This window comes from Promicromonospora kroppenstedtii, from assembly GCF_044389675.1.
Taxonomy (GTDB): domain Bacteria; phylum Actinomycetota; class Actinomycetes; order Actinomycetales; family Cellulomonadaceae; genus Promicromonospora; species Promicromonospora kroppenstedtii.
In genome coordinates this window covers 40,463-67,093 of record NZ_JBIRYI010000007.1, presented here as the reverse complement: position 1 = coordinate 67,093, position 26,631 = coordinate 40,463, and the positions used below count along the sequence as shown (strand labels likewise).

At 72.3% G+C, this 26,631-nt stretch carries 24 protein-coding genes; 14 read left to right on the top strand and 10 right to left on the bottom strand.

Features of this window, described 5'->3' with window-relative positions:
- The first annotated feature begins 13 nt into the window (after positions 1 to 13).
- From ACH47X_RS12610 to ACH47X_RS12595, 4 genes are read left to right on the top strand one after another with little or no spacing between them, the layout of a single operon-like run.
- Positions 14 to 1,303 (top strand): ABC transporter substrate-binding protein, encoded by a 1,290-nt coding sequence (locus ACH47X_RS12610; protein WP_397404723.1) that lies wholly within the window; start codon positions 14 to 16, stop codon positions 1,301 to 1,303.
- Entirely contained in the window at positions 1,303 to 2,298 is a 996-nt protein-coding gene (locus ACH47X_RS12605) for a carbohydrate ABC transporter permease (protein ID WP_397405136.1), read from the top strand. Before ACH47X_RS12610 ends, ACH47X_RS12605 begins: the two co-directional genes overlap by 1 nt.
- The gene (locus tag ACH47X_RS12600; protein WP_036965060.1) at positions 2,298 to 3,143 is read left to right on the top strand and encodes a carbohydrate ABC transporter permease; all 846 of its coding nucleotides are present in this window, start codon (positions 2,298 to 2,300) and stop codon (positions 3,141 to 3,143) included. The genes ACH47X_RS12605 and ACH47X_RS12600 overlap by 1 nt, the downstream gene beginning before the upstream one ends.
- Positions 3,140 to 5,287 carry a family 10 glycosylhydrolase gene (locus ACH47X_RS12595; RefSeq protein WP_397404719.1) on the top strand — a complete coding sequence of 716 codons (2,148 nt, stop codon included), beginning with the start codon at positions 3,140 to 3,142 and terminating at the stop codon, positions 5,285 to 5,287. Before ACH47X_RS12600 ends, ACH47X_RS12595 begins: the two co-directional genes overlap by 4 nt.
- Positions 5,288 to 5,359: 72 nt before the next feature.
- On the opposite strand, the gene ACH47X_RS12590 is transcribed toward ACH47X_RS12595, so the two are convergent.
- The gene (locus ACH47X_RS12590; RefSeq protein WP_397404717.1) at positions 5,360 to 6,418 is read right to left on the bottom strand and encodes a LacI family DNA-binding transcriptional regulator; all 1,059 of its coding nucleotides are present in this window, start codon (positions 6,416 to 6,418) and stop codon (positions 5,360 to 5,362) included.
- 54 nt (positions 6,419 to 6,472) lie between these two features.
- On the bottom strand, positions 6,473 to 7,480 hold the full coding sequence (locus ACH47X_RS12585; protein ID WP_397404715.1) for a DMT family transporter: 1,008 nt from the start codon (positions 7,478 to 7,480) through the stop codon (positions 6,473 to 6,475).
- A gap of 82 nt (positions 7,481 to 7,562) precedes the next feature.
- Here ACH47X_RS12585 and ACH47X_RS12580 point away from each other — a divergent pair, with 82 nt between their 5' ends.
- Together ACH47X_RS12580 and ACH47X_RS12575 are read left to right on the top strand one after the other, a co-directional pair.
- Entirely contained in the window at positions 7,563 to 8,474 is a 912-nt protein-coding gene (locus ACH47X_RS12580) for a LysR family transcriptional regulator (RefSeq protein WP_397404713.1), read from the top strand.
- Between the two features lie 58 nt (positions 8,475 to 8,532).
- The gene (locus ACH47X_RS12575) at positions 8,533 to 8,934 is read left to right on the top strand and encodes an FKBP-type peptidyl-prolyl cis-trans isomerase (RefSeq protein ID WP_020017035.1); all 402 of its coding nucleotides are present in this window, start codon (positions 8,533 to 8,535) and stop codon (positions 8,932 to 8,934) included.
- Between the two features lie 95 nt (positions 8,935 to 9,029).
- On the opposite strand, the gene ACH47X_RS12570 is transcribed toward ACH47X_RS12575, so the two are convergent.
- The 3 genes from ACH47X_RS12570 to ACH47X_RS12560 form a co-directional block, all read right to left on the bottom strand.
- Positions 9,030 to 11,024 carry an adenylyl cyclase gene (locus tag ACH47X_RS12570; protein ID WP_397404711.1) on the bottom strand — a complete coding sequence of 665 codons (1,995 nt, stop codon included), beginning with the start codon at positions 11,022 to 11,024 and terminating at the stop codon, positions 9,030 to 9,032.
- A gap of 85 nt (positions 11,025 to 11,109) precedes the next feature.
- A complete protein-coding gene (locus ACH47X_RS12565) occupies positions 11,110 to 12,480 on the bottom strand; it encodes a class I SAM-dependent methyltransferase (protein ID WP_397404709.1) in 1,371 nt (456 codons plus the stop codon).
- Positions 12,477 to 12,878: a DUF5997 family protein gene (locus ACH47X_RS12560; RefSeq protein WP_020017032.1), complete on the bottom strand. Its 402-nt coding sequence runs from the start codon at positions 12,876 to 12,878 to the stop codon at positions 12,477 to 12,479. The genes ACH47X_RS12565 and ACH47X_RS12560 overlap by 4 nt, the downstream gene beginning before the upstream one ends.
- Before the next feature lie 133 nt (positions 12,879 to 13,011).
- On the opposite strand from ACH47X_RS12560, the gene ACH47X_RS12555 reads away from it, so the two are divergent.
- Both ACH47X_RS12555 and ACH47X_RS12550 read left to right on the top strand, forming a co-directional pair.
- The gene (locus ACH47X_RS12555) at positions 13,012 to 13,953 is read left to right on the top strand and encodes a LysR substrate-binding domain-containing protein (RefSeq protein WP_397404706.1); all 942 of its coding nucleotides are present in this window, start codon (positions 13,012 to 13,014) and stop codon (positions 13,951 to 13,953) included.
- Positions 13,954 to 14,085: 132 nt separating this feature from the next.
- The gene (locus ACH47X_RS12550) at positions 14,086 to 14,748 is read left to right on the top strand and encodes an LPXTG cell wall anchor domain-containing protein (RefSeq protein ID WP_397404704.1); all 663 of its coding nucleotides are present in this window, start codon (positions 14,086 to 14,088) and stop codon (positions 14,746 to 14,748) included.
- A 70-nt stretch (positions 14,749 to 14,818) separates the two neighbouring features.
- Here the strand turns inward: ACH47X_RS12550 and ACH47X_RS12545 are convergent, their stop codons facing one another.
- The 3 genes from ACH47X_RS12545 to ACH47X_RS12535 form a co-directional block, all read right to left on the bottom strand.
- Positions 14,819 to 16,993 (bottom strand): alpha-galactosidase, encoded by a 2,175-nt coding sequence (locus tag ACH47X_RS12545; RefSeq protein ID WP_397404702.1) that lies wholly within the window; start codon positions 16,991 to 16,993, stop codon positions 14,819 to 14,821.
- 87 nt (positions 16,994 to 17,080) lie between these two features.
- A complete protein-coding gene (locus ACH47X_RS12540; RefSeq protein ID WP_397404700.1) occupies positions 17,081 to 19,609 on the bottom strand; it encodes a glycoside hydrolase family 2 protein in 2,529 nt (842 codons plus the stop codon).
- A gap of 141 nt (positions 19,610 to 19,750) precedes the next feature.
- Entirely contained in the window at positions 19,751 to 20,353 is a 603-nt protein-coding gene (locus ACH47X_RS12535; protein ID WP_397404698.1) for a pentapeptide repeat-containing protein, read from the bottom strand.
- A 382-nt stretch (positions 20,354 to 20,735) separates the two neighbouring features.
- On the opposite strand from ACH47X_RS12535, the gene ACH47X_RS12530 reads away from it, so the two are divergent.
- The gene (locus tag ACH47X_RS12530) at positions 20,736 to 21,512 is read left to right on the top strand and encodes a hypothetical protein (protein WP_397404696.1); all 777 of its coding nucleotides are present in this window, start codon (positions 20,736 to 20,738) and stop codon (positions 21,510 to 21,512) included.
- 93 nt (positions 21,513 to 21,605) lie between these two features.
- Here ACH47X_RS12530 and msrA read toward each other — a convergent pair whose 3' ends face one another.
- Positions 21,606 to 22,295, bottom strand: a complete 690-nt coding sequence (gene msrA / locus ACH47X_RS12525; protein WP_036965050.1) for a peptide-methionine (S)-S-oxide reductase MsrA — start codon at positions 22,293 to 22,295, stop codon at positions 21,606 to 21,608.
- A gap of 169 nt (positions 22,296 to 22,464) precedes the next feature.
- Between msrA and ACH47X_RS12520 the strand changes: the two genes are divergently transcribed.
- From ACH47X_RS12520 to ACH47X_RS12510, 3 genes are read left to right on the top strand one after another with little or no spacing between them, the layout of a single operon-like run.
- Positions 22,465 to 23,229, top strand: a complete 765-nt coding sequence (locus ACH47X_RS12520; protein WP_397404694.1) for a metallophosphoesterase family protein — start codon at positions 22,465 to 22,467, stop codon at positions 23,227 to 23,229.
- Between the two features lie 48 nt (positions 23,230 to 23,277).
- Entirely contained in the window at positions 23,278 to 23,493 is a 216-nt protein-coding gene (locus ACH47X_RS12515) for a hypothetical protein (protein ID WP_397404692.1), read from the top strand.
- Complete coding sequence (locus ACH47X_RS12510) at positions 23,490 to 23,945, top strand: type II toxin-antitoxin system VapC family toxin (RefSeq protein WP_397404690.1); 456 nt, start codon at positions 23,490 to 23,492, stop codon at positions 23,943 to 23,945. Before ACH47X_RS12515 ends, ACH47X_RS12510 begins: the two co-directional genes overlap by 4 nt.
- A gap of 21 nt (positions 23,946 to 23,966) precedes the next feature.
- Here ACH47X_RS12510 and ACH47X_RS12505 read toward each other — a convergent pair whose 3' ends face one another.
- Positions 23,967 to 24,530, bottom strand: a complete 564-nt coding sequence (locus ACH47X_RS12505; RefSeq protein ID WP_397404688.1) for a hypothetical protein — start codon at positions 24,528 to 24,530, stop codon at positions 23,967 to 23,969.
- 98 nt (positions 24,531 to 24,628) lie between these two features.
- Here ACH47X_RS12505 and ACH47X_RS12500 point away from each other — a divergent pair, with 98 nt between their 5' ends.
- Together ACH47X_RS12500 and ACH47X_RS12495 are read left to right on the top strand one after the other, a co-directional pair.
- Complete coding sequence (locus ACH47X_RS12500; protein ID WP_397404686.1) at positions 24,629 to 25,228, top strand: YdeI family protein; 600 nt, start codon at positions 24,629 to 24,631, stop codon at positions 25,226 to 25,228.
- Positions 25,229 to 25,351: 123 nt separating this feature from the next.
- On the top strand, positions 25,352 to 26,611 hold the full coding sequence (locus tag ACH47X_RS12495) for an AI-2E family transporter (protein ID WP_397404684.1): 1,260 nt from the start codon (positions 25,352 to 25,354) through the stop codon (positions 26,609 to 26,611).
- Positions 26,612 to 26,631 lie beyond the last annotated feature (20 nt).

Sequence of the window (26,631 nt, the reverse complement as noted above, 5' to 3'; positions counted from 1 at the left end):
AAAGAAGGACACCATGTCAGACCTCACTCGCCGGTCGTTCCTCACGTGGACGGGGATGGGGGCGCTCTCGGTCGCCGCCATGTCCCTCGCCGGCTGCTCGTCGGCCGGCTCCTCCGGGGGCGGCGACTCGGTCCGCTTCGCCTGGTGGGGCGGCTCCGACCGGCAGCGCGCCTACCTGGCGGCGCTCGACGCGTTCACCGCGGAGCACCCCGAGATCAAGGTCGCCCCGGAGTTCGGCGACTACGACGCGTACCAGGAGCGCATGACCACCCAGATGGCGGCGCGCGACGTGCCCGACGTCTTCTGGATCCCGTCACCCGCCGTGCTGACCTACCGCGACGCCGGGCTGTACCGCGACCTCGACGGCGTCGAGGGCCTGGACCTCTCCGCGTTCGGCGCGGACCAGGTCGAGACCTTCAAGCTCGGCGGGAAGCTCGACACCCTGCCCAAGTCGATCTTCAGCCCGGTGGTGCGCTGGAACACGACGTTCCAGGAGGAGGACGGGGTGACGCTGCCCGACCAGCTCAGCTGGGACGGCCTGGCCGAGCTGCTCGTCGACTACGCGAAGAACAACGCCGGCGGCCGCAAGGGCACCACCTACGGCCCGTACCACGACATGCCGTTCGAGTCGTTCCTGCGCCAGCGCGGCGAGGACCTGTGGACCGAGGACGGCACCCTCGGGGCGAGCGTCGACGGCGTCGCCGCCTGGATCGACTGGTGGGAGAAGCTGCGGCTGGCGGGCGCGACGACGAGCGTGAGCGAGCAGGACGGCATCGAGCCCTCCTGGTCCCAGGTGGGCGACAAGGTGCTGCTCACCTTCGCCAACTCCAACCACATCGTCGACGACGCCCAGGCGTTCCCCGACTACGTGTTCGACCAGCGCGATGTGCCGGCCGCCGAGGACGCCGCGGCGGGCTACCACTTCACCTACTACAGCCGGTTCGCCATGTACTCGGGCGTGCCGGACGACCGGGTGGCGGCGGCCGCCTCGCTGATGAGCTTCAACCTCAACTCGCCAGAGCTGCTGAGCCTGGTCGGACTGTCGGCCGGCGCGCCGCCCAACGCGGAGCTGCTCGACGCGTACGAGCCCGACGCCACGCCCGACGAGCAGAAGGTCATCGCCATCACCCGCGAGATCGCCGGGACGGAGCAGCGCCCGCGGTTCGAGGCGCCGGCCGGTTCGGGCAGCTGGCGTGACCTCATGATCCGCGAGCTCGAGGAGGTCACGCTCGGCCAGAAGCGCGTGCCCGATGCCGCGGCGGCCTTCGTCGAGGCCGTCGAGGGCGAGATAGCGGGCGCATGATGACCCTGACCTCGTCGAAGGACACCGGGCGCCAGGAGCCGGGGGCCTCCGGGGACACCGGATCGTCCGGCGCCGCCGGGCGCAGGCCCCCGCGCGGCCGGACCAAGGCGTCGGGCGGCACCCGCGGCCAGGGCCTGGTGGCCCACATCTTCCTGCTGCCGTGGATGATCGGCATGGTCGGCGTCACCGCCGGCCCCCTGGTCGCGTCCCTGGTGCTGGCCTTCACCGACTACGACCTGCTGAGCACGCCGCAGTTCATCGGGCTCGACAACTTCGTGCGGATGGCGGGCGACGAACGGTTCTGGGCCGCCGTCCGCGTGACGCTCGTCTACGTGCTGGTGTCGGTGCCGTTGCAGCTCGGGTTCGCGCTGTTCCTCGCCGTCGTGCTCGACAAGGGGCTGCGCGGCCTGTCGCTGTACCGCAGCGCGTTCTACCTGCCCTCCCTGCTCGGCGGCAGCGTGGCCATCGCGATCCTGTGGCGGCAGATCTTCGGGGAGAACGGCCTGGTCAACCACGTCCTGGGCTGGTTCGGCATCGAGCTGGGCTCGTGGCTGCAGGACCCGTCGCTGGCGCTGTCCACCCTGGTGGTGCTCAACGTCTGGACCTTCGGCTCGCCGATGGTGATCTTCCTGGCGGGGCTGCGGCAGATCCCCGAGGAGCTCTACGAGGCCTCCATGATCGACGGCGCCGGGCGCGTGCGGCGGTTCTGGTCGATCACCATCCCGCTGCTCACGCCGATCATCTTCCTCAACCTGATCCTGCAGATGATCAGCGCCTTCCAGGCCTTCACGCATGCGCACGTGGTCAGCGGAGGCAGCGGCGGGCCGCTCGACTCGACCCTCTTCTACACCCTGTACATCTACCAGCGCGGCTTCGTGAACTTCGACATGGGGTACGCGTCCGCGATGGCGTGGGTGCTGCTCCTGGTCATCGCCGCCGCGACCGCCGCGAACTTCATCGTGTCGCGGCGCTGGGTCTACTACGGAGACGAATGATGGCTGCCTCGCCCACCACCTCCGTGCCGCGGCAGGTCACCCGGCACGTCGTACTCGTCGTGTTCGTGCTGCTCATGATCTATCCGCTGCTGTGGATGGTCGTCAGCTCGTTCAAGCCGAGCAACCTGATCCTGTCCCAGACGGGGCTGTTCCCCAGCGAGATCACCCTGGAGAACTACGCCGACGGCTGGGACGCCCTCGGCTCCCCGTTCAGCCTGTTCCTGGGCAACTCGCTGCTGATCGGCGTCGGCTCCGTGCTCGGCAACCTGTTCTCGTGCTCGCTCACGGCCTACGCCCTGGCCCGGCTCAACTTCCGGATGGGCAAGGTGTACCTCGCGCTCACCCTGATGACGATCATGCTGCCGTTCCACGTGCTGGTGATCCCGCAGTACATCCTGTTCGCGGACCTGGGCTGGATCAACACCTACATCCCGCTGCTGCTGCCCAAGTTCCTGGCCACGGACGCCGTGTTCATCTTCCTGATGGTGCAGTTCATCCGGTCGCTGCCGCGTGAGCTCGACCAGGCCGCGATGATCGACGGCGCCGGACCCTTCCGCATCTTCTGGTCGGTGATCCTGCCGTTGATGCAGCCCGCGCTCATCACCACGACGATCTTCACCTTCATCTGGACATGGAACGACTACTTCGGCCCGCTGCTGTACCTGACCCGGACCGAGCTGTACACGGTCCCGGTGGCGCTGAAGTCGCTGGTCGACACCGAGACGCAGAGCGGCATCGGCACGATGTTCGCCATGTCCCTGCTGTCCCTGGTGCCGATCGTCCTGTTCTTCATCTTCGCTCAGCGCTACATCATCAAGGGCATCGCGACGACGGGAATCAAATGACTGCTGCGCGCACCGGACTGGACGGCACCCACCGCTGGACCCAGCTCACCTTCGTGGAGAACGACCCGCTGGACTTCGACCTCGACGAGTGGGCCGACGTCATCGAGCGGACGGCGTCCACCGCGGTCTGCATCAGTGCGGGCGGCTACGTCGCGTACTACCCGACCAAGGTGCCGCTGCACCATCGCAGCACCTACCTGGGCGACCGGGACCTGCTCGGCGAGGTCGTCGACCTGGCCCGCTCGCGCGGGATGGCGGTGATGGCCCGGGTGGACCCGCACGCGGTGCACCGCGACGTCGTCGAGCAGCGGCCCGAGTGGATCGCACGGACCGAGGACGGCGACCTCCTGGAGCACTGGGCCATGCCCGGCATCTACCTCACCGACGCGTTCGGCGGGTACAGCTGGGAGCTCACCACCGAGGTGCTCCGCGAGATCGCGCGGGACTACGACGTCGACGCGCTGTTCGCCAACCGGTGGCAGGGGCACGGCCCCGGGTACACCGGGTCGACGGCGGCGGACTTCCGGGCGGCGACGGGGCGCTCGCTGCCGACCTCGGCGGATCCCGCCGACGGCGAGGCCTGGGCGGCCTACCGCGCCTGGCGCCGGACCCGGCTCAGCGAGCTCGTGGCGCACTGGGACCGGGCCGTGCAGGACGTGGCGCCGGCCGTGCGGTTCGTGCCCAACCTGGGCTCGTTCACGGCCGCCGACCTGGAGCCGCGGGTCGCGCGGTCGGTGCCGTTCCTCCTGGTGGACCACCAGGCGCGGGGTGACGGCGAGGCCCTCTGGGCGGCGGGCCGGGACGCCAAGCGGGTGCGGGCGCTGCACCCGGGCAAGCCGGTCGGGCTCATCACGTCCGTGGGGCCGGAGTCGCACGACTTCCGGTGGAAGGACTCGGTCAACGCGGCGGTCGAGACCACCGGGTGGATCGTCGACGGGTTCGTGCACGGCGCGTTCCCCTGGTTCACCAAGTTCGCCGCCCGGATCCCCGACCCCCGCTGGATCCCCGCCGTCGAGCGGGCCTTCGGGCTCCACCGGACGGTGTCCGCCGACCTCGCCGAGTCGCGGCCCGTCGCCGAGGTGCTCGTGTGGGACGCCGACGAGCGCGGCGCACCCGCCCCGGTGCGCGACGCCGCGTCCGGCGTCTACCAGGCGCTCGTAGAGCTCGGCGTCCCGTTCGAGTACGTCGGGCCGGGGTCCCTGGCGGCGCTGGCGCGGCCCGGCGTGCGGCTCGTCGTCGTGCCCGAGGTGCCGACGGTCGACGAGGCCGCCGCCGACGCCCTGCGGGCGTTCGCCGAGGGCGGGGGAGCGCTCCTGCTCACGGGCGGTGGGCCCGACGTCGTCGCCGGACCCGACGCCGTGATGCGCGGCGCACTGGTCACGGAGCTGCTCGGGGTCGACGTCGTCGAGCGGCGCGGCGGGATCGTGCGCAACAACTACGTGCAGCGCGAGCCCGGCGGCGCGCTGCAGGACGGCTTCGGCGCCGCCCAGCGGGTCGTGGGCGGCACCCGGCTGGTGCGGTTCGGGCTGCCGGACGGGGCGGGGGCCGACGGCTCGGCCGGCGGCTGGGCAAATGGTGACGGCGCTCGTGGCATCGACGTGTCCTGGCGGTTCGTGCCCGACCATCCCGACCTGCCGATGGAGGAGGTCTACCCGCGGTCGGAGCCGTCGGACCCGGCGGTGCTCGGCGGCGAGGTCGGCGCGGGTCGCGTCGACGTGGTCGGCTTCAACGTGGCCGAGCTGTACTGGCAGGCGCTCCAGGCCGACCACCTGACGCTGCTGGACAACCTCGTGCGCCGCGGGCTGGGCGGGCGGCGCGCGGTCGAGCTGCGCGGCCGGGGCGTGCTCGACGTGGCGACCTGGGTAGGCGACCGGTCGTTCACGGTGCTCGCCGCGAACCTGACCGACCCGATGATGATGCGCGGGCAGCGCCGGGCGGTCTCGCCGCTCGACGGCTTCCGGGTCGTGCTCGACCTCGACCGGGTCGGGGCGCTCGCCGGCGGGCCGGTCCCGGCGGACCGGCTGCGGGTCCGCGTGCTGGCCGGCGGGGGGTGGGCGGACGCCGAGGCGCGGGTCGCCGAGGGGACGGCCGAGGTGCCGCTGCCGCCGGTCGAGGAGCTCGCGGCGGCCCGCCTCACCTGGTAGCCCGGACGGCTCCCGCCGGATGACCATGCACCTGCTGCCAGGACGACGAACGTGCTGGCAGCAGGTGCATGGTCATCCGCGGCAGGGGCCGGTCGAGCCGCGGACGATCAGCGCCGGCTGCTCCAGCGGCACGGGCTCCTCGACGGTCTCGCCCAGCAGCGTCAGCAGCTTGGCCGCGGCCGCGCGCCCGCGCTGGAACGCGAACCGCTGGACCGTCGTCAGCGGCGGGTCCACCCATTCGCCCAGCGTGAGGCCCTCGAAGCCGACGACGGAGATGTCGTCGGGCACCCGGAGCCCGGCCGCCTGGATGGTGCGCATCCCCGCGATCGCCATGGTGTCGGTGCCGTACAGGATCGCCGTCGGCCGCACGTGACCGGCCAGGAGCGCCGTCGTCTCCTCGGCCGCGCGGGCCGGCGAGTACTCGACCGGCACGACGGCGTGCGGGCGCAGCCCGTGGTCCGCCAGCCGCCGGACGAACGCCTCGCGGCGCAGCTCGGGGAGCACGAAGTGCCGGGGCCCGCTGATGAATGCGACGCGCTCGTGGCCCAGCGACACCAGGTGGTCCACGGTCTCCGCGATCCCCGCGCTCGGCGGGTCGGCGTCCACGTACTCGATGGCGCCGGGCTCCCACGGGGCGCCGACGAGCACCGCCGGGAGGCCGAGCCGCGACATGAGCTCGGGCCGGGTGTCGCCGATCCGGGAGTTGGTGAGGATGATCCCGTCCATCCGCTGCCGCTCGGCGAGCGTGCGGTAGAAGTGCTCCTCGTCGTGCTGCCCGGTGATGAAGACGTTGAGCAGCAGCCCGTACTCGCGCGGGCTCAGCACCGACTCGATGCCTGAGATGAAGTCCATGTTGCCGGCGCCGACGCCGGGTACCTTGCTGTCGCTCGTCAGCACCAGCCCGATCGCCTGCGCGCGGGCCGTGCGCAGGGCGATCGCGGCCGCGCTGGGCCGCCAGTTGAGCTTGCGTGCGGCCTCGCGGATGCGCTCGGAGGTGGCCTCCGAGATGCGGCCGTTGCCGTTGAAGACCTTGGACACGGCACCCGCCGAGACGCCCGCCAGCGCGGCCACGTCGGTGATCGTCACCCGGCCGCTGCCGCGCGGCCCGGGCGGCGTCTTCGGTGCTGTCATGGGGCGCTCATCTCGAGCGCAATCTTACGTGGTCAATCGGTGCACCAACGGAATTCAGCGCAGGCGCAGCGTGGCCACCAGGACGCCCGTCAGGCACAGTCCGCCACCCACGAGCGCGACCGGCGTCGGCACCTCGCCCAGCAGCGCCCAGGACATGAGCACCGCGAGCGGCGCGGCGGCGTAGGTCGCCGCGCCGAGCCGCCCCGCCGTCGTCCGCGTGAGGGCATAGCCCCAGGTCACGAACGCGATGGCGGTGGGGAAGACGCCCAGGTAGACGACGCTCAGGGTGGCGGACGCCGGGGCCGCGGCGACCTCCGCCAGGAGCACCGGCGCGAACGGCAGGCACGCGATCGTGCCGGCGAGGCAGCCCAGCCAGGTCATGGTCAGCGAGTCGACCTGCGGCAGCAGGCGCTTCTGCAGGATGGTGCTCCCGGCGTAGACGACGGCGGCCGCGAGCCCGAGGAGCACGCTGACCACGTCGGAGGCGCCGCTGGAGGTGGCCAGTGCGATACCGGCCACGCCCGCGAACGCGATGCCGATGCCGGCCAGGAGCCGCGCGGGGAAGCCCTCGCCGAGCGAGATCCCGGCGAACACCGCGATGAGGATCGGTGCGAGGCCCACCAGCAGGGAGGCGGTGCCGGCGTCGAGCGTGCGCTCGGCCGCGTTGAGGGCGAGGTTGTACAGCCCGAACCACAGCACGCCCCAGACGGCGACACCCACCAGCGCCCGGCCCCGCGGCAGCCGGAGCTTGCCGGCCAGGCCGGCGATGACCGTGAGCGCGAGCGTGCCCACGAGGATGCGGCCGAGGGTGAGGGCGCCCGGCGTGTAGTCGAACCCGGCCGACCGGATGCCGATGAACGCGGAGCCCCACAGGACGACGGTGACCGCGGCGGCGGCCGGGACGAGCCAGCGGTTCGTCGACGGCGGGGCCGCCTGGGCGGGCGGGGTCGCGGCCGGGGCCGGCGGGGTCGCGGTCGACGGGGTGACGGCGGTGCTCATGCCCGGAACTCTGCCCGGCGCGAGCGGCGAGGTCTGGCGGCTATCGGCCGTGGCGTTGGTCATGGTGCGATCCTGGCCCGAGAGCACCGTGAAGCACCAGCGACTGTTCCTTCATCTGGATTCAGTCTCGCTGTACAGTGGCCTCATGCTCGACGTCCACCGCCTCCGCGTCTTCCGCTCCGTCGTCGCGTCCGGGTCCATCGGCGCCGCGGCGGCGAACCTCGGGTACACGCCGTCCGCCGTCAGCCAGCACGTCTCCGCGCTCCAGCGCGAGACCGGGCTCAAGCTGCTGGCGCGGCACGGCCGCGGCATCCGGCCCACGGCCGCCGGGCGCGCGCTGGCCGCGCAGGCCGACGGGGTGCTCGAACGGCTCGGCGAGGCCGAGTCCATGGTGGCCGACCTGCGTGCCGGCCGGACCGGCTCGCTCTCGATCGCCTACTTCGCCTCCGTCGGCTCGGCCTGGCTGCCCGACGTGGTCCGCGTGATCACGACGAGCTTCCCGGGCGTGCGCCTCGACCTGGAGCTCGCCGAGCACATCCCGGACAAGACGGAGGACCGGGCCGACCTGCAGGTCGCCGTGGCCCAGACCGGGTTCGAAGCGGGTAGCGGGTTCACCGCCCACCACCTGCTGGACGACCCGTACGTCGCCGTGCTGCCGCGCAGCCACCCCTTCGCCGGGCGTGCGGAGATCGAGCTCGCCGAGCTGGCCGACGAGTCGTGGGTGGACAACGACTTCGCGCGCGGCTGGTGCCGCCGCAACCTCCTGGAGGCGTGCACCGCGGCGGGGTTCAGTCCCACCTTCCACGTCGAGGCGCACGACTACCCGACGGCCGTGGCGTTCGTCGACGCCGGGATCGGCATGACGGTGCTGCCGGAGCTCGGCGCGGTACAGCTCCCGGCGGGCACCGTGGCGGTGCCGGTGGTGCGGCCCACTCCTGTGCGCTCGATCTACGCCGTCCTGCAGGACGCCGTGGCCCACACCCCGCCCGCGATCGCCGCGCTGGAGGCGCTGCGCCAGGCCGCCGTCGCTTCGCGGGCAGCGGTGGTGGCCGCATAGGGTGGTCGGGTACCCGACGTCGGGCAGCCGACGTCATCCCGAGCGAGAGGCAATCCTCGTGACCACGCTTCCTACCGCCTCCGGGTCCTTCGGCGACAAGCCGGAGCTGACCTTCCCCGAGGGCGGCGCGCCCTCCGGCCTGCAGGTGCAGGTGCTCTCCGAGGGCAACGGGCCGGTCGTCGAGTCCGGCCGCACCATCGTGGTGAACTACCTGGGCCAGACCTGGGGCGGCCACGTGTTCGACAACTCCTACGACCGCGGCACCACCATCGACTTCCCGATCGGCGTCGGCGCCGTCATCGGTGGCTGGGACAAGGGCATGGTCGGCCAGAACGTCGGCTCGCGCCTGCTGCTCTCGATCCCGCCGGAGCACGGCTACGGTGCGCGCGGCGTGCCGCAGGCCGGTATCGGTGGCGGTGACACCCTGGTCTTCGTGGTGGACGTCGTCGACGTCAAGTGACCTGACCCGAAACCGCTGAGTGCGGGGTATTTGTTGGGCCAACAGGCGTTGGCCCAACAAATACCCCGCACTCAGCGGTCTTGGTTTGAGCGGGGTTACGGGTAGCTGACCACCTGCGTCCGCTGCGTACCCTGCTGGACCGCGCCACCGGTGCCGTTGATGACGTGGTTGATGCCGCCCGAGCCGTTGAGGAACACGGCGGTCAGCGACCGGAACGTCACGCCGGGTGCGTCGGGCGCCTGGATGCCGGACTCCAGGCGGATGTCCTGGCCCTGGTTGAAGAACGAGTACGTGCCGGTGCCGATCGCGGAGTGGTTCTGCACGTCGTCGGCGACGCGGTAGGCGGCGTAGCCGAGGCGGTCGCCGTCCATCCACGCGGCCTGGTTGGGCACGTCGTACGGGATCTCGTTCTGGTAGAAGAGCGTCTGACCGTCCTCGCCGTTCCAGATGGTCTGCTCCTCCTGGTAGTGCTCCACGAACAGGCCCGTCGCGGTGACGCGGTCACCGTTGACGACGACGCCGTGGGCACCGGTGTTGACGTCCCAGCCGATGCCGTTGCCGTGGTCACCGCGCCAGGCCCAGATGTGGTCCAGGAGCGTGTCGGGGCTGTTCACCTCGATGGAGGTGACGGCCTTGCCCGCCCAGGGGCCGCCCACGCGGACGAAGACGTCGGTCAGCGTGGTCGGGTCCGCGGCGTCGGAGACGGTGGCGCCCTGCGGGCCGACCTGGATGAGTGTCTCCGACTCGGGGACGTTGGCGTCGGCGGTGATGCCGGCGATCTTGACGCCCGCCACGTCGCCGATCTCGAGGACGGCGTTACCGGCGGTCGGGGTGAGCGAGGCGTAGCCCAGGCCGAGTACGACGGTGTCGGCGCGGTCGACGGCCAGCGGCGCGTCGAGCTCGTACACGCCCGGCGTCAGGACGAGGTTCTTGCCGTCGGCCAGCGCCGCGTTGATCGACGCGGCGTCGTCCGTCCCCGCCTTGGCGACATAGAAGTCGGAGATCCCGATCGACCGGCCGGCGTCCGGCCCGGTGGACCAGTCGGTCCCGCTGCTGTCGGTCTTCGCGTTCGGAACGAACACCGACAGCTCGCCGGCGTCGTCCCGGTACAGGAACGGGGCCTCACGGCTGACCGGCGTGGAGCCGACGGACGTCGTCACACCGACGTTGTCGCCCACCGGCTGGCCGAAGTTGGTGGCAGGGGCGCCCTGGACGCCGGAGAAGACCATGTTCCAGACGCCGCCGTCCCAGGCGCCCACCTCGGAGTTGCGGGTGAACCACTGCTGCTGGGAGCCGGACACGATGGTGCCGGACACGCGCGAGTTCGCGAGGTAGCCGCCCGAGGCGAACTCGCCGTACCGGCCGAAGATCGTCAGGTCGCCCTGGATGTCCATGCGGCGCATGGGCGCCGCCTGCGAGACGGCGAACCGCATCTGGTGCGGCTCGGTCACGCCCGCGGGGTACGGCAGGGCCGCGTCCTCGCCGACCGGACGCTGGATCGGGTTGATGCCCATGTTGGAGATCGACCGCCAGAAGCGGGTCAGCGAGCCGGGGTCGGCGCAGGCCCAGGGCTCGTTCGGGCAGCCCACCACGGGCTCCACGTGCAGGGCGCCGTTGATGTGGACGTCGTCGGGCTGCGCGCCGAGGCCCGCGATCGACTCGTAGTAGCCCACGTGGGCGTTGACGATGCCGGTGGCCGTCGCCGGGTCGTCCTGGCCCGCGGCGCTCCCGTAGGTGCCGGGCTCGAAGAAGACCTGGTGCCGGTCGAGGCTGAACTCCGCCTCGTCGTTCACCGTGTCGAGGAACGCGTTGATCTCGTCGGCGGTCCAGGTCTCGTCGATGAAGGTGACGTTGGGGCCGAAGTCGGGGTCGGCGGCCGCCTTCTTCGGTTTGGGCGTCTTGGGCTTGGTCGGCTTGTGCTTGCCGGGCTTGTCCGGCTTCGTCGCGGAGGCCTTTGCCATGGCCCTGCCCTCGGCGGCGGTGGCCGGGGCGGCGGTGGCGGGCAGCGCCGTGACCGCGGCTCCCGCGGCGAGCGATGCGGCGACCGCCGCGACGGCGGCGCCGCGCAGGGTGGTGCGAAGTGTCCTCATCGACAGTTCCTTACGTGCTCGGGGCAGGCCGGCCGAGGCCGGGCGTGCTGCCGTGCGGGTGCGCCCGGTCGAGCGCCCAGCCAGGCTAACCGCCGGTCACTGACATGTCGGTAAGTAGTTTCCGCACGCTCCGGGTCACCGTGAAGCGGGGATCCTGGGCCACGTGCTCGGTGGGCCCGACGGCGCGTTCCAGCGCGCGCCGGTAGTGCAGCGGCGTGTTGAAGACGGTCCACAGCTCGCCTCCGTCGCGCAGGACGCGGCCCGCGGTGGCGAACATCCGGTGGGCCGCGTCGGTGCTCAGCGCGGCCCGGTCGTGAAAGGGCGGGTTGAGCAGCACGAGGTCGGCCGAGCCGTCCGGGATCGGCAGCAGGGCACCGGCGTCGTCCCGCACGACACCTGCCGCGCGGACGCCGTTCGCGGCGAGCGTGGCCCGGGTCGAGGCGCAGGCGGCCGCGCTCCGGTCGGAGGCGAGCACGTGCGCGTTCGGGTACCGCAGACCCAGGACGGTGGCGAGGATGCCGGTGCCGCTCCCGAGGTCGACGGCGACCGGGTGCGCGTCCATGCCGGGCGCGGGAGTGGTTGGGGCGCCGGCCGCGTCAGACGTACCGGTCACCGGGGTGACCGGCCCGTCTGGCAGGTGAGGCCAGCGGTGGGCCTGGGCCAGGAGGAAGCGCGTGCCGTGGTCCAGGGTCGCGCCCGCGAACGCGGCGCCGTGCGCGACGACCGTGAGGCCGTCGGGGGCGCCGTTCCCGGTGCCCGGCCCGGTCGGCTCGATCGCCGCCAGGATCTCCGGGTCGGTGAGCCGGGCGGTCACGGGGTAGGTGAGCGGCCCGACGCCGGACCGTGGCTCCCGCGCGATCAGCAGCCGCGACTTCTGCCGGGCGAGCGAGGCGCCCACCTGCGCGAACGACGCGCCCAGCACGTCGTTCATCGCGTGCGTCATGTGCTTGACGCGGCCGCCGGCGAGCAGCGTGACGGACGGGTCGGCGTACCGGGCCACGTGCTCGGCGATCTCGGTGAGCTCGGCCAGCGACGTCGGGAGCTGGAGCAGCACGGTGCGGGCGCCGGCGAACAGGCTGGGTTCGAGGCGGTCGTGCCGGGTCAGGCCCATCCCGGCCGGCTCGTGCCGGACGGGCACGTCGGCGGACGCCTGCGCGTGCGCGGCCCGCAGCGTGCGGTGTGCGTGCCTCACGTTGGCCTCGAGCGCGGCCTCGGCCGTGATCGCGTCCTGGTGCGTGCGGACCCGCAGGGCGCCGGACGCGAGTGCGCCCAGGGTGAGCGCCCCGAACCGGTCGCCGATCACCACCACGTCGCGGGGATGCTCCTGGATGAGCGCCCTGGCCTCGTCGAGCAGCAGCCGGTCGGTCGCGTCGACCGCGACCGGGCCGTCGGCGCGCGAGCCGTCCTCGGGGTGCGGCACGAGCCGGGCGAGGACGGCGTCCACCTCGGGGCTCACCGGGCGGAGCGGGCCTTCTTCTCGGCGGCCTTGCGGGCCTCCTCGACGCGCTCCTCCTCGGCCCGCACCTGCGCGGCGGTCTGCCGCTCCTGGGCCAGCCACTCCGGCGGGTTGTCGCGCAGCTCGTTGATCTGCTCGGTGGTCAGCGGCTCGGTGACGCCGCCACGGGCCAGGCCCGCGATCGAGATGCCGAGTCGCCCCGCCACGACGGGGCGCGGGTGCGGTCCGTTGCGGCGCAGCTCGGCCAGCCACTCGGGCGGGTTGGTCTCCAGCTCCTCGAGCTCAGCGCGCGAGATCGGGGTGTCCTGGAACTCCTGCGGCGTGGCAGGCAGGTAGACGCCGAGTCGCTTGGCGGCGTTGGACGGCTTGAACCGCTGCGAGGCGAAGGAGGAACTCATGTTCCCAGGGTATCGGCGTGCGCCCGCCACGCTCTCCATGGCGGGCGTGATCCTCGCCGCTCGCGCGCCCGGGCCCCCGTCGACGCGGGGCGGGTGGCCGCCGGGATCACCCCGCGGCCCGTAGCCTGGGGGCGTGAGCCAGCCCGTGCCCGACGTCGGACCGCCCGCCCCGGGCGACGACCTCGCCGACGTCCCCACCCCTGTTGAACCGGGCGCGCCCGACGGCGACCCCGACGCCCCGCGGTTCCGTCTCGCCTACGTGCCCGGCGCGACGCCGGGCAAGTGGGCGGGCGTGTGGCGCGAGCGTCTGCCCGACGTGCCCCTCGACCTGGTCCAGGTCGAGTCGGCCGACGTCCTCGCGGCGCTGGCGGCGGGTGACGCGGACGCCGCGATCGGTCGTCTGCCCGTGGACAAGGACGTGTTCTCCGCGATCCCGCTGTACGAGGAGACGTCGGTGGTCTGCTTCTCGCGGGACCACCTGCTCGCCGCGCTGGCCGACGACGAGGCGGTCGCGGCCGCCGACATCGCGCAGGACCCCGTCTGGGTGCCCGGTGACGACGTCCTCTTCACCGGCCGCCCGGTGCCCGGTGTCGTGCCGGCCGACCCGGACGGCAACCCGCTGGACCGGCTGCCGACCACGGCCGACGTCGTCGCGACCGTCGCCGCGAACGTGGGTGTCGCGGTGCTGCCGATGTCGCTCGCGCGCCTGCACCGGCGCAAGGACGTGACGTACCGCCCGCTCTCCGACGGGCCGATGGCGCCGGTGGGCCTGGTCTGGCCGATCGACCGCACCACCGACCTGGTCGAGGAGCTGATCGGCATCGTCCGGGGGCGCACGGTCAACAGCTCGCGCGGCCGGGGTGCGCCGTCCACGGGCCGTGCCCAGGCGGCTGCCGCGGGCGGGTCAGCCGACCGTGCGGGGGTGAAGAAATCCCCGAGAAAGGCCTCCGGCGGCGCCGGCTCGCGGTCTGCCGCGGGCCGGAGCGGGGGCAACGCCGGGGGTCGTGCAGGCGGACAGCGGGGCAAGGGCGCCCGGCCTGCGCCCAAAGGGAAGAAAAAGGGCAAAGGTAGGTAGGGAGCAAGAAAAGACTTGTAAGACATTTTGCTGAGATAACGGGATATTGGCGATTCATGTCATTGTCGCTAGGCTCCGAGGGTCGTGCCCGATGTCGGACATGTGACCGACCCGTTCTCGAAGGAGCGCTCAGTGCGCAAGACGACCGTCCTGGGAGCCACCGCGCTCCTCGTCGCCGGACTCATGGTTCCCTCGGCCGCCGCGTTCGCCGCGCCCGTCGTCGTGGCCCCCGTCGCGACCACCGGTGACGCCACCTGCCCGAAGGACGGGAAGGTGGACGTCCAGGGTGACCACAAGACCCTCGTGGTCACCGCGCCCGACGGCTACCTGATCACCGGCTACTGCGTGAAGGCCGGCTCGGCCAACCAGGGGCTGGGCCCGGAGTTCGTCGAGGTGGACCCGCCCGCGACCCAGGTGACCATCTCGCACTCGTCCGGCAAGGACATCAGCCACTACACGCTCGAGACGGTCAAGGCCGAGCCGACGCCGGAGCCCAGCGTGCCGGGCGAGGAGCCGGGCACCGAGCCGTCGGAGCCGGGTACGGAGCCGTCGGAGCCGGGTACGGAGCCGACCGAGCCGGGCGTGGAGCCGGTCGACGGCGGCGAGCCGGCTGAGGAGTCCCCCGCTCCCGGTGAGGCAGAGGGCGCCACGCCGGCCCCCGCGGGCGACGCGACCGAAGAGCTCGCGGCGACGGGTGCGAGCACCGTCATCGGCTTCACGCTCATCGCCCTGGCCCTCGTCGGCGGTGGCGTCACGCTGATCGTGCTGCGTCGCAAGGGCGCGCTCGGCAGCTGACGGGCGCCGCGCGCCTGCGGAGCGACCAGGGTGGGCCGGGACCGCGAGGTCCCGGCCCACCCTGCTTCCGTCAGTCGTCCGGGAGCGCCGTCGCCTGGATGATCAGGGCCTGCATGGGCCACAGGGTGGGCAGCTGGAGCCCGATGCCGCTCAGCACCGACCCGGGGAGGTCCATGGCCTCCTTGCCCAGCCAGCCCGGTGTGATCCCGCCCATCCACCTGGCCGACCCCACCTCGTCGCGCACTCGCACGCTGTACCGCCGGGCCGGGTCGAGCCCGTCCAGCCGCACCCGCTCGGTCAGGGCGTCCCGGGGTGCGGCCACGGTCGCCACGGTCCACACGCCCTGCGTGCGGTCGGGGGACACGAAGCCCGTGACCCGCAGCGCCGGGTCCACCGGGTCGCCGTGCACCACGGTGCCGGTGTGCACCAGCGACCGGAGCTCCTTGTAGAGCGTCGCGTACGCCGTGACAGCCACCAGCTCGGCGTCCGTGCAGGTCAGCAGGTCCCACTCGAACCCTGCATGGCCCTGGAGCGCCGTGGCCACCCGGTAGGAGAGGTCCGTGGTGCGGCCCGACGAGTGCGCCGGCGACGGGCCGACGTGCGCCCCGATCAGCTCGGGCGGCAGCACGAGCGAGGTCCACCGCTGGATGTCCTGGCGCTCGACCGGGTCGTTGGAGTCGGACGCCCACACGCGGTCGGTGAGCTCCAGGATGCCCAGGTCGGTGCGTGCGCCGCCGGAGGAGCACGACTCGATCTCCAGCCCCGGGTGGTCTGCCTTGAGGCGCGCGATCAGCGCGTACGCGGCACGCGTCTGCAGGTGCGTGCCCGGCCGCCCGACGCCGTCGGGCCCGACGTGCACGGGCTCGGCGAGGTCGCGGTTGTGGTCCCACTTGATGAAGTCGATGCCCAGCTCGGTCACCAGGGCCGAGATCTGGCCGCGCACGTGCTCCCACGCCTCCGGCACCGCGAGGTCCAGCACGTACTGCGTGCGGAACGACAGCCCGTCCGGCGACGGCACGGCGGCCGTGTTGGACAGGATCCACTCCGGGTGCGCGCGGGCCAGGTCGGAGTCGAGGTTGACCATCTCGGGCTCGAACCAGAGCCCGAACTCCATGCCCAGCTCGTGGACCAGCCCGGCGAGCGGACCCAGGCCGTCGGGCCACACGTCGCGGTCCACGACCCAGTCGCCCAGCCCGGTGGTGTCGTCGCGCCGGGAGTGGAACCAGCCGTCGTCGAGCACGAACCGCTCCACGCCCACCGCGGCGGCGCGACGCGCCAGCCGCTCCAGCTTGGCCGGCGAGTGGTCGAAGTACACGGCCTCCCACGTGTTCAGCACCAGGGGACGCGGGCCGGTCACGTGCTGGGGCCGCGCCCGCATCCAGGTGTGGAACCGGTCCGCGACGCCGTCCAGGCCCCGCGACGACCAGGAGAAGTACGCGACCGGCGTGCGGTACGCCTCGCCCGGCGTCAGCCGGACCTCGCCCGGCCGCACCAGCTCGCCCGCCCCGAGGAGCGTGGCGTGCTCGGTGAGGTGGTCCACGCGGTGGGTCACGTCGGCGCTCCACCCCAGGTGGGTGGCCCAGGCCTCACCGGTCCGGTTGCGCGGCTCGCCCGACGACGCCACGGTCACCCAGGGCGCGTCGTGACCCGAGCGGCCGCGGCGGGTCTGCCGCACCGTGCTGCCGCCGGGCAGCTCCGTGGTCACCGGCGACTTCTCGCGGGACCAGCGGCCGGTGAACTGCGTGAGGTGGTCCGCGGACCGTGGCACGGGCAGCAGTGCCTCGAGCCAGTGCACGTCGACCGGCTCCGGTCCGTCGTTCGTCAGCTCGTGCCACAGCAGCACCAGCCCGCCCGCCCCGATCTCCAGGTGCGTGCGCAGAGTGAGCCCCAGGTCGCCGTCGCGCGCCGTGACCAGCAGGGAGGTGGGGTCCCGCTCGGTCTCCGTGACGGCCCACCGCGGGTAGAGCGAGATGCCGCCGGCCGCCACCAGCAGACCCGGGCGGCCCGCCCAGCCGTCCGACTCCTGCGGCAGCAGCGAGGGGCGCCACGCGGCGTCGAGCGTGCCCGGTGCCGTCTGCCGGCTCGTGGCCGCGTCGAGCCCGTGCAGGTCCGCGGGCGTGAGCTCGCCCAGGTCGGCGCCCCAGTGCAGCACCAGGGGCAGCCCGCGCTCGGGATGGGCCACGACCACGGCGACCCCGTCACGGCGCAGCACGGACCAGCTGGATACCTCGTCGAACCTGTTCATGGCGTGTCCCTTCGCCCCCTGGACCACACCGTACGCGCGGTCTCTGACATCGGATCGGGTCTCGTCCCGCCGGCGCGGGTGAGGTCGTCAGCGCGCCACGAGGTCGTTCTCCGTGCGCAGCACCGGCCGGGACACCAGCGCCGTGACGTCGAGGTCCTGGGTGGTCGTCACGTGGAACACCGCGGTCGCCCCCGCCGGGAGGTCGACCACCTGCTCGTCCACCTGGGCGTCGGGATCGAGCCGGTCGGCCAGCAGGGTGACGCCGAGCGCCAGCGACGTCGCCGTCACCTCCACGCGGTAGCCGTCGTCCTGGCCGGTCACCGCGGTCTGCAGCGGCGCGGCGTCCAGGGCGAGGTCCTTGCTCTCGGCCCACCGGTGCAGCCCGCGCTCGGCGCCCAGCGTCACGACCAGCACCTCGCGCGCGGCGTCGGCGACGGCCACCACGGACCCCTCCAGAGGGACCAGCGCCACCGAGCGCGGCGCCACGGTCACCTCGCCGCCCGACGCCGCCAGCACCTCGCCGGCCAGCGTGGTCCGGGCCGCGCCGAGCTGCCCGGCCCAGGGCTCGTCGGTGTCGTTGACCAGGGCCGCGACCAGCCCGCCGGACCGCGGCTGCACCGTGACGAGCCGGTCGGCGAACGCGTGCCGCATCGTGTACCAGAGGGGCTTGCGCCGGCCGTCGCCGTCGACGGCGGCCCAGGACGTGACCGGCCAGCAGTCGTTGAGCTGCCACACGATCGCGCCCGCGGTACGCGGCCACCACGACCGGTAGTGCTCCACGGCGTACTGGATCGCGCGCGCCTGGTTGAGCTGCGTGGCCCAGTGCCAGTCGACGAAGCCGTGGGGCACACCCAGGTGCGGGGCCAGGCCGCGGTCCAGCTTGCCGTTGCCGTCGGCGGCCTTCTGGTGCAGCAGGAAGACCTCGGACTCCTTGAAGCCGTCGGGCACGTCAGCGCTGTCCGGGAGGATCGCGCGCCGGGAGGTCGCCCAGGTCGCCGGGCCCTGGAAGCCGAACTCCGACGAGAACCGCGGCACGTCGTCGCGGTAGTGCATGTAGTCGACCCGGTTCCACACGTCCCACTGGTGGTGCGTGCCGTGGTCGGGGTCGTTGGGGTGCACCTGCTCGGGCGTGAAGCCGGGGGAGTAGGGCGACCCGTCCGAGTACGGGCGGGTCGGGTCCACCTCGGCCAGGATCCTCGGGAACAGCTCGTAGTAGTAGCCGGCGCCCCACGTCAGATCGCCCAGCGACTCCTTCCAGCCCCAGTCCTCGTGGCCCCAGATGTTCTCGTTGCCGCCGTTCCACAGCACCAGCGACGGGTGCGGCGCGAGCCGGGACGCGTTCTCCCGCACCTCGGCCTCGAGCTCGCCCCAGTGCGGGTCCTCCTCGGGGTACGCGGCGCAGGCCAGCAGGATGTCCTGCCAGACCATGACGCCCTTCTCGTCGCAGACGTCGTAGAAGTCGTCCGACTCGTAGATGCCGCCGCCCCACACGCGCAGCAGGTTCAGGTTCGCACCGAGCGCCTGGTCCACACGCTCCTCGAGGCGCTCGCGGGTGATGCGGGTCAGCAGATGGTCGTCGGGGATCCAGTTGGCCCCGCGTGCGAAGACCGGCTTGCCGTTGATGCGGAACACGAAGCTCGTGCCGTGCTCGTCGCGCTCCCGGTCCAGCTCGACCGTACGGAACGCGACCCGGCCGGACCAGAGGTCCAGCGGGTCGGAGCGGTCCTCGCCGTCGCCCGCGTGGACGGCCACCTCGATCGGGTAGAGCGGCTGCTCGCCGTGGCCCACGGGCCACCACAGGTCGACGTCGCCCGCCTCCACCCGGACGTCCAGGACGCCGCCGGCCCAGCCGGCCGGCACGCCGGTCGTCACGCCGCGGTCCCCGACGGAGACGTCGACGACGAGCGGCCCGGCCTCGGCCAGTCCGGACGTCTCGATCTCGACGCGCACGTCGACGAGCCCCGTGCCGTCGTCGGCCAGCGTGGCGAGCGGCGTCACGCGCGCGATCCGGGCCACGCGCCAGCGCTCCACCCGGACGGGCTTCCACAGGCCGGCCGTCTGCAGGTCGGGGCCCCAGTCCCAGCCGAACGAGCAGGCCATCTTGCGCACCATGTTGAACGGCTGGTCGTACGCCATCGGCCGCGCGCCGAGGCGCTCCGCCTCGGCCTCGGCCGTCTCGAGCGCGGAGTCGAGGTCGACGATCAGGTTCGCCGGCGCGCCGACGAGCTCGCGCACGTCGTACCGGTAGGACCGGTGCATGTTGGCGGTGCGGCCCAGCTCGATCCGCCCCTGGCCGACGGCGGACTGTTCCACATCCGTGTCGACGACGACGCCGGCCACCGTGTCGATGCCCTCGAAGACGAGGTCGACACGCTCGTCGTCCGCGGCCGCGGGCTCGTCCAGCACCGTCGCGTACCGCCAGGTGGCGCGCTTCATCCAGGCCAGGGCGGTCTCGTTGGTGCCGAGGTACGGGTCGGGGACGAGCCCCTGCTCCAGCAGGGCGGTATGGCTCGTGCCCGGGACCGTCGCGGGCACGGGGACCCCGGCGAGGTCCGCCGGGACGGGGCCACCCGTCGCGGTGACGGTCCAGTCGGTCAGGTCGCGGCTGATCTTCATCGATCGTCGTCCTCCCAGAGCGGTGCTCCGTTGCGTGTGCGAGCGACCCGAGCATAGGCGGCGCCCCACCGCGGATCGAACCGATGTCACCGGGCGGCCGGGAGGGTTTCCGACGACGCTCGGCCTGGTCGGGCGCGCCGCTCAGTCGGGCCGGACCACCAGGCCGAGCCGCTCGGCCAGGAGGATCGCCTGGGCCTCGCCGACGACCGCGCCGGTGAGGTTCGCACCGAGCGGGTCGAGCGCCGACAGGTCGCTGCCCCGCAGGTCGGCATCGCTGAGGTCGGCCTCGGCGAGGTCCGCACCGGACAGGTCGCAGCCGAGCAGGACGGCGCCGGACGCCTTGATCCCGGACAGGTCGGCCTCGCGCAGGCGGACGCCGTCGAACCGGGCGCCGGCCAGCGCTGCCCGGTGCAGGTCGGTGAAGGACCAGTTGCCGCCCTCGACCTTCAGGAGGTCGAACCGGCAGTCGTTGAACTGCGAGCCCACGAGCTTGCAGCGTTCCAGCGTCGTGTCGAAGAAGACGCACGCGTCGAAGACACAGGACGTGAACGCGATCTCGGTCAGGTGGGCGCTGTTGAGACGCACGCCGCAGAACACGCACGAGTCGAACGTGGCGCCCGTCCCCGTTGCCTCCGTCATGTCGACGTCGGCGAACAGGGTGGCCATGTGGTCCTCGCCGGTCAGGTCGCGCGAGTACCAGTCCTCGGCGCGGACGGTGAGCTCGGTGGCAGGCAGGCGGATCATGTGCTCGACCTTATGTTCACCCGCCTTCACAAGTGCGGGTGAAGCGGCACGTGTGTCTCCACGAGATACGTACCGGAAAGCGCCGATTCGGACTCATCGCGGCCGAGACGATTTACGTGACAATTCTCATAGCCGAGAGTGAGGGGCTGACATGTCCGAACGGAAGAAAAGAAGGCTGACCAGCGTGAAGCCGGCCGGTTTCGTCATTGTTCTCGGTCTCGCCGGTGTTCTGGGGGCACTGGGCGTGACGCCGGCGGTCGCTGCCGATTCCGGGGCACAGGTCCAGACCGCGGGGCCGTCCGCGCCGGAAGCGTCCTCGGAGGCGACTCCGGAAGCGTCCCCGGAGGCGACTCCGGAGGCGAACCCGAAGGCGACTCCGGAGGTGGCCAGGAAGGCGACCTCTGAGGAGACCCAGGAGGCGACCCCGGAGCCGTCCGCCGAGGACGACGCGCTCATCGAGGTCGTACCCGAGATCCCCGCGATCACCTGGCCGATGTGCGAGGGCGACGAGTACGTCCCGCCGACGCTCAGGGCGCCGAGGGACACTGCCGGGATCGACTACGAGTTCGAGGACTACTGGTACACGCACCCGTACCTCGTGCCCATCGACCTGGAGGTCTACGCGACGCTGAAGGAGGGATACACCTGGGGGTCGGACGTGCCGGAGGGGTGGCGTCTGTCGCAGACCGGAGGGGTCTTCGACGTGAGGTTCGAGGACGTGCCGTGTGCGCCGCACAACGATCCGATCGTGCCGGAGCTGCCCGTGGTGACCCAGGCGGAGTGCGTGGACGGTGAGCTGACGGAGCCGACGGTCACGGTGCCGGAGAACACCGAGGGGATCACCTATGAGCTGCGCGAGGACGACGCCGGCACCCGGGTGCTCGCGAAGACTTCCTGGAGCTACTTCCTGGTCGGCCCCGAGGAGATGCCCGAGGGTTGGACCTGGTCGGATCCGGACGTCGCCTGGTACGACGTGACGTTCGACGACGTGTCGTGCGAGCCGGGAGCGGGACAGCCCGCACAGCCTGGGGCGGAGGAGCCCGAGATGCTGGCCGCCACCGGTCCCGGCGACGCGGCGGTACTGGGCGGTGCCGCCCTGCTCGCCGTCGCGGCAGGCGTCGCGCTGATCATGGTGCGACGTCGTGTGACGGGTCGCTGACCCGAACCGCGGGGCAGGCCTGACGGCACATCCCGCACATGACGATGCGCCCGGTGATCCGTTCGACGGGTCACCGGGCGCATCTCTGTGTGGCTACGCCGCGGACGCCGGGTACGGGACGCCCGTGGTCGCGTGGCAGCGGTAGCCGTTCGGGTTCTTCGCGTCGGACAGGTACTGCTGGTGGTAGTCCTCGGCGTAGTAGAACGGGCCGGCCTCGGCGGCGGGCTCGATCTCGGTGGTGATCGCGTCATAGCCCTTGGCGCTCAGCACCTCGGCGTAGCGCTTGGCGGTCTCCTGCGCGGCCTCGGCCTGCTCCGGCGTCGTCCAGTAGATGCCCGAGCGGTACTGCGTGCCGACGTCGTTGCCCTGGCGGAAGCCCTGCGTCGGGTCGTGCCGCTCCCAGAAGATCTTGAGCAGCTCGGCCTCGCTGACCTTGGTCGGGTCGTACGCCACCAGCGCGGTCTCGGTGTGGCCGGTCCGCGCGGTGCAGACCTCCTCGTACGTCGGGTTCGGCGTGGTGCCGCCCATGTAGCCGACGGCGGTGCTCACGACGCCGGGGACCTGCCAGTAGATCTCCTCGGCGCCCCAGAAACAGCCCATCGCCAGGTAGAGCACGCGCGTGCCCGGCTCCCACGGTCCCGTGATCGACGAGCCCAGGACCGTGTGCGGGCGCGGGGCCTGGAGCACCGGCGCGGAGCGGCCGGGCAGGGCGTCCTCGGGGGCCACCATGGTGGTCTTGCTCGAACCGGAGCCGGGGCCGAAGAGGGAGTTCAGGAAGGTCATCGAACACACATCCTTTGGGTCTGATTCGTGCGGTGGCACGTTTGTCCATCACAACAAGCGACGGCGTAGCGGTGTTCCGGCAATGCCGTGGCACCAGCATGACCTACCGGGGCTTCTGCCATGGGCAGATCCGCTGGCGCGGGGCGGCCTCGCGCGCCAGGGTCGGTACATGAGCAGCGAGGTCGGTGCCGTAGCGGTCCTGTCGGACGTCCACGGGGTGCTCCCCGTCCTGGACGCCGTGCTCGCGGAGCCCGACGTGCTCGCCGCCGACCGCGTCGTCGTCACCGGCGACCACGCCGCCGGGCCGCAGCCTGTCGAGGTCCTCGACCGCCTCCGGTCCCTGGGGGAGCGGGCCGTACTGGTGCGCGGGAACGCGGACCGGGAGCTCGTGCTGCTCGCCCGCGGCGGCACCACGAACATCCCGGATCCCGTCGCCCCCTGGGCGGCGGCGCAGCTCCGGCCCGACGACATCGCGCTGCTCGCCGGCCTGCCGCACCCCGTGGAGCTCACGGTGCGCGGGTTCGGCCGCGTCGTTTTCTGCCACGGCACCCCGCGCGACGACGAGGAGGTGGTGCTCGTCGACTCCTCGCTGGAGCGCTGGGCCGATGTGCTCGGCGGGCTCGACCCCGACGTCAACACCGTGGTCATGGGGCACACCCACATGCCGTTCGTGCGGCTCGCCGACCGGTGTCTGTGCGTCAACCCCGGCAGCGTCGGCATGCCCTACGGCCGCGCAGGCGGGTCGTGGGCGCTCCTGCGGGACGGTCAGGTGGAGCTGCGGCACACGCCGGTCGCCGTCGAGGCCGCCGTGGCCGCTGTCGTCGCCGGCAGCGCGTACCCGGGTGCCGAGGGGTGGGCGCGCGAGTACGTGACCTCGGCCAACAGCGACGCCGACGCCCTGCGGGCGTTCGGACCCCGCGACGGGCGTCCGTGACCGGGTGCACCCTTGATGTAGGGCATGTCGTAGGGCATCATGTAGGGCATGTTGAAGACGAGCATCTACCTCGACGAGAAGCGCAAGGCTGACCTCGAGAAGGTGGGCGCACTCACGGGCCGGTCTCAGGCAGACCTCATCCGCGAGGGGATCGACCAGGTGATCCACGATCACCTGCGTACTCGCCCGAAGATGAAGGGGCGTCTGCGGCAGCACGGTCTGACCCGACGTGTCGACGAGCTCATGGATGGTTTCGGCGAGTGATCGTCATCGCCGACACCGGGGGGATCGTCGCGGCGATGGACCCAGGCGAGCCGCAGCACGACGAGTTCCGGGAGACGCTCGAATTCGCCAGGCTCGCGGTGGTCACACCTCTGGTGATCGCCGAGGTCCACTACCTGCTGAGCGCAGCGGGTGAGCACCTGGCGGCGAGTGACTTCCTGGAGAACGTCACTGACGGTTTCTTCGAGGTGGCCGACCCTCGCCCCGAGGACTATGGCACCGCGAGGTCCCTCATCAAGAAGTACGAGGGAAAGATGGAGCGCAAGCGTCGCAAGCCAGGGTCGCTTGACCTGGCGGACGCCATGAACGTAGTGGTGGCCGGGTCGCTGGGTACCAACCTGGTCGTGGCGACCGACCAGGACTACCGCGTGGTTCACCCGCTGAGCGGACACGACCATTTCGCGATCCTCCCGGCGGACGGCGACCGGGCCTGAGCAGTGCGGCCGGGCCGCACCTCAGAGCCGCGCCGCGAACTCCTCCACCGCCGCCGTGACGCGGGTGAGAATCTCGTGCGACCGGCGCCAGTCGTGCACCTCGAGCGAGTGGTCCGCGTCCTCGACCTCCAGCACCTGGGCGCCCGAGGCGGCCGCGACGTCGCCGTCCCACAGCGGGTCGGCCGTGCCGCCGACGAGCAGCGTCGGCGCCGTCCCCGCGGCGACCGCGTGGCGGACCGGACCGGCCGCGTCCCCCGTGAGCACCGGCGTCAGCCAGGCTCCGGGGAGGCCGAGCTCCGCCGCGACCGGCAGGGCGAACGAACCGAGCGACTTGGCCACCACGAGGTGCAGGCCGCCGTCCGGCACGGCCGCCTGCCGCAGCGACTCGCCGTAGACCCGGCGGGCGTGGCCCCAGTCCGGGGAGTGCTCGTCCCACGAGAACGTGCGGACGGTCCAGCCCGCCGCGTGCAGCACCTTGGCGGCGTACCAGAGCACCGGCCCCTGCGCGGTGTACCCGCTGCCGGGGAGGACGGTCGCGACCCGCCCGGGATCGCCCGTCGACGTGCTGATCTGCCAGGTCGTCATAGCGCCACCGTAGGCCTCGCCGTTCGCCGGTGTCAGCGTCATCGCCGTCGACGTCGGTACCGGTGTCGATGTCAGTGGCCCGGCGTAGCGTCGGGCCCATGGTCGACACCGATGCCGAGGTCCTGTTCACCGACGTCGCCGCCTGGCGCGCCTGGCTCGACGAGAACGAGGGGACGTCGGACGGCGTCTGGCTCATCCTCGCCCGCAAGAACAAGGAAGCACCGACCACCCTGACCTACGACTCCGCGCTCGACGAGGCGCTGTGCAGCGGCTGGATCGACGCCCAGGGCCGCAGCCGCGACGAGGTGACGTCGCTGCAGCGCTTCTGCCCGCGCCGGTCCCGCAGCCGCTGGTCCGCGCGCAACGTGCGGATCGTGGACCGGCTGATCGCCGAGGGGCGCATGCGTGCCCGCGGCCAGCAGGAGATCGACCGGGCCAAGGAGGACGGCCGCTGGGACGTCGCCTACGAGGGCAGCAAGAACATCGAGGTGCCCGCCGACCTCGCCGAGGCGCTCGCGGCCAGCCCGCGCGCGGCAGCCATGTTCGGCATCCTCACGGCGCAGAACCGGTTCGCCGTTCTCTTCCGGATCACCGGTGTCAAGAAGCCGGAGACCCGGGCGCGGAACATCGCCAAGTTCGTCGGCATGCTGGAGCGCGGCGAGACGGTCTACCCGCAGAAGCGGAAGCTGGACGACTGACGCCGCGCATCTGTCGGTCCCGTGAGCACGCGGTGCACCTTCGGTGCGGCGCGTGCGCAGGCCAGCGGGCCGTCCGTGTGCTCCCCTAGGGTGTTGTCCGTGCCACCGACCGAGGAGACAAGCGTGACGTCGAGCCAGACCACAGCGCCGCCCCGCACCGACGAGTCGGGCGCCGTCCCGCCGGCCATCCGGGCCGCCGCCTCGTGGTCATGGCGCATGCTCCTCATCGGCGCGTTCGTGGCCGCCGTCCTCTGGCTGCTGGCGCTGCTCAAGACGATCGTGGTCCCGGTCGCGGTCGCGCTGCTCCTGACGATCATGCTGACGCCGGTGCGGCGCGTGCTGCACGAGCGGCTGCGGGTCCCGCGTGGTCTGTCCGCGGGGCTCTCCCTGATCGGCCTGATCGTGGTGGTCGCCGGCCTGATCACGCTGGCCGGGCAGTCGATCGCGAACGGGTTCGCCGACCTGCGGACGCAGGCCATCAGCGGCTTCAACGAGCTGTGGTCCCAGCTCTCGGCCACGTTCGGGCTCGAGAAGCAGCTGCAGAGCTACAGCGAGGACATCCTCAACCAGCTCGAGGCGCAGCAGGGCGCGATCGTGAGCGGAGCCCTCGGCGCCGCGGCGACCGCAGGCAGCGTCCTTGTCGGTGCCCTGATCGCGCTGTTCTGCACGTTCTTCTTCCTGTACGACCCGCGAGGTATCTGGAGCTGGATCGTCGGTCTGCTCCCGCGGTCCGCCCGCGAGCGGGTCAACCAGGCCGGGCGCCGCGGCGCCGTCACGCTCGCCGCCTACACGCGCACCCAGATCCTGGTCGCGGCGGTCGACGCCGTCGGCATCGGAATCGGCGCGGTGTTCTTCGTCCCCTCGCTGGCGCTGCCGATCGCCATCCTGGTGTTCGTCGGTTCCTTCGTGCCCGTGGTCGGTGCCATCGTGACCGGTGCCATCGCCGTCGTCGTCGTGCTCGTCTCCAACGGCTGGGTCGCGGCGCTGATCATGCTCGGCGTGGTGCTGCTGGTGCAGCAGATCGAGTCGCACGCGCTCCAGCCGTTCCTCATGGGCCAGGCCGTCTCGCTGCACCCCGTCGCGGTGATCCTCGCGGTCGCCGCCGGGTCGTTGGCGGCCGGCATCGTCGGCGCCCTGTTCGCCGTGCCGCTCGCTGCCGTTCTCAACACCGTGATCCTGTATCTCAACGGGCACGACAAGTTCCCGGAGCTCGGCGACGAGGACGCCCTACCGATCCGATGGCGCGCGGCCGACGCCCCACCCATCCCGCTCCGCCTGCGCCGGAGCCCCGGCGTCCTGGCCGACACGGCCGTGGACGACGTCTCCGCGGACGCCGAACCGGACGCCGGAGCGGACGCGCCGAAGGGTGATCCCAAGCGCTGAACGTGCATCTGGCGGCGCAG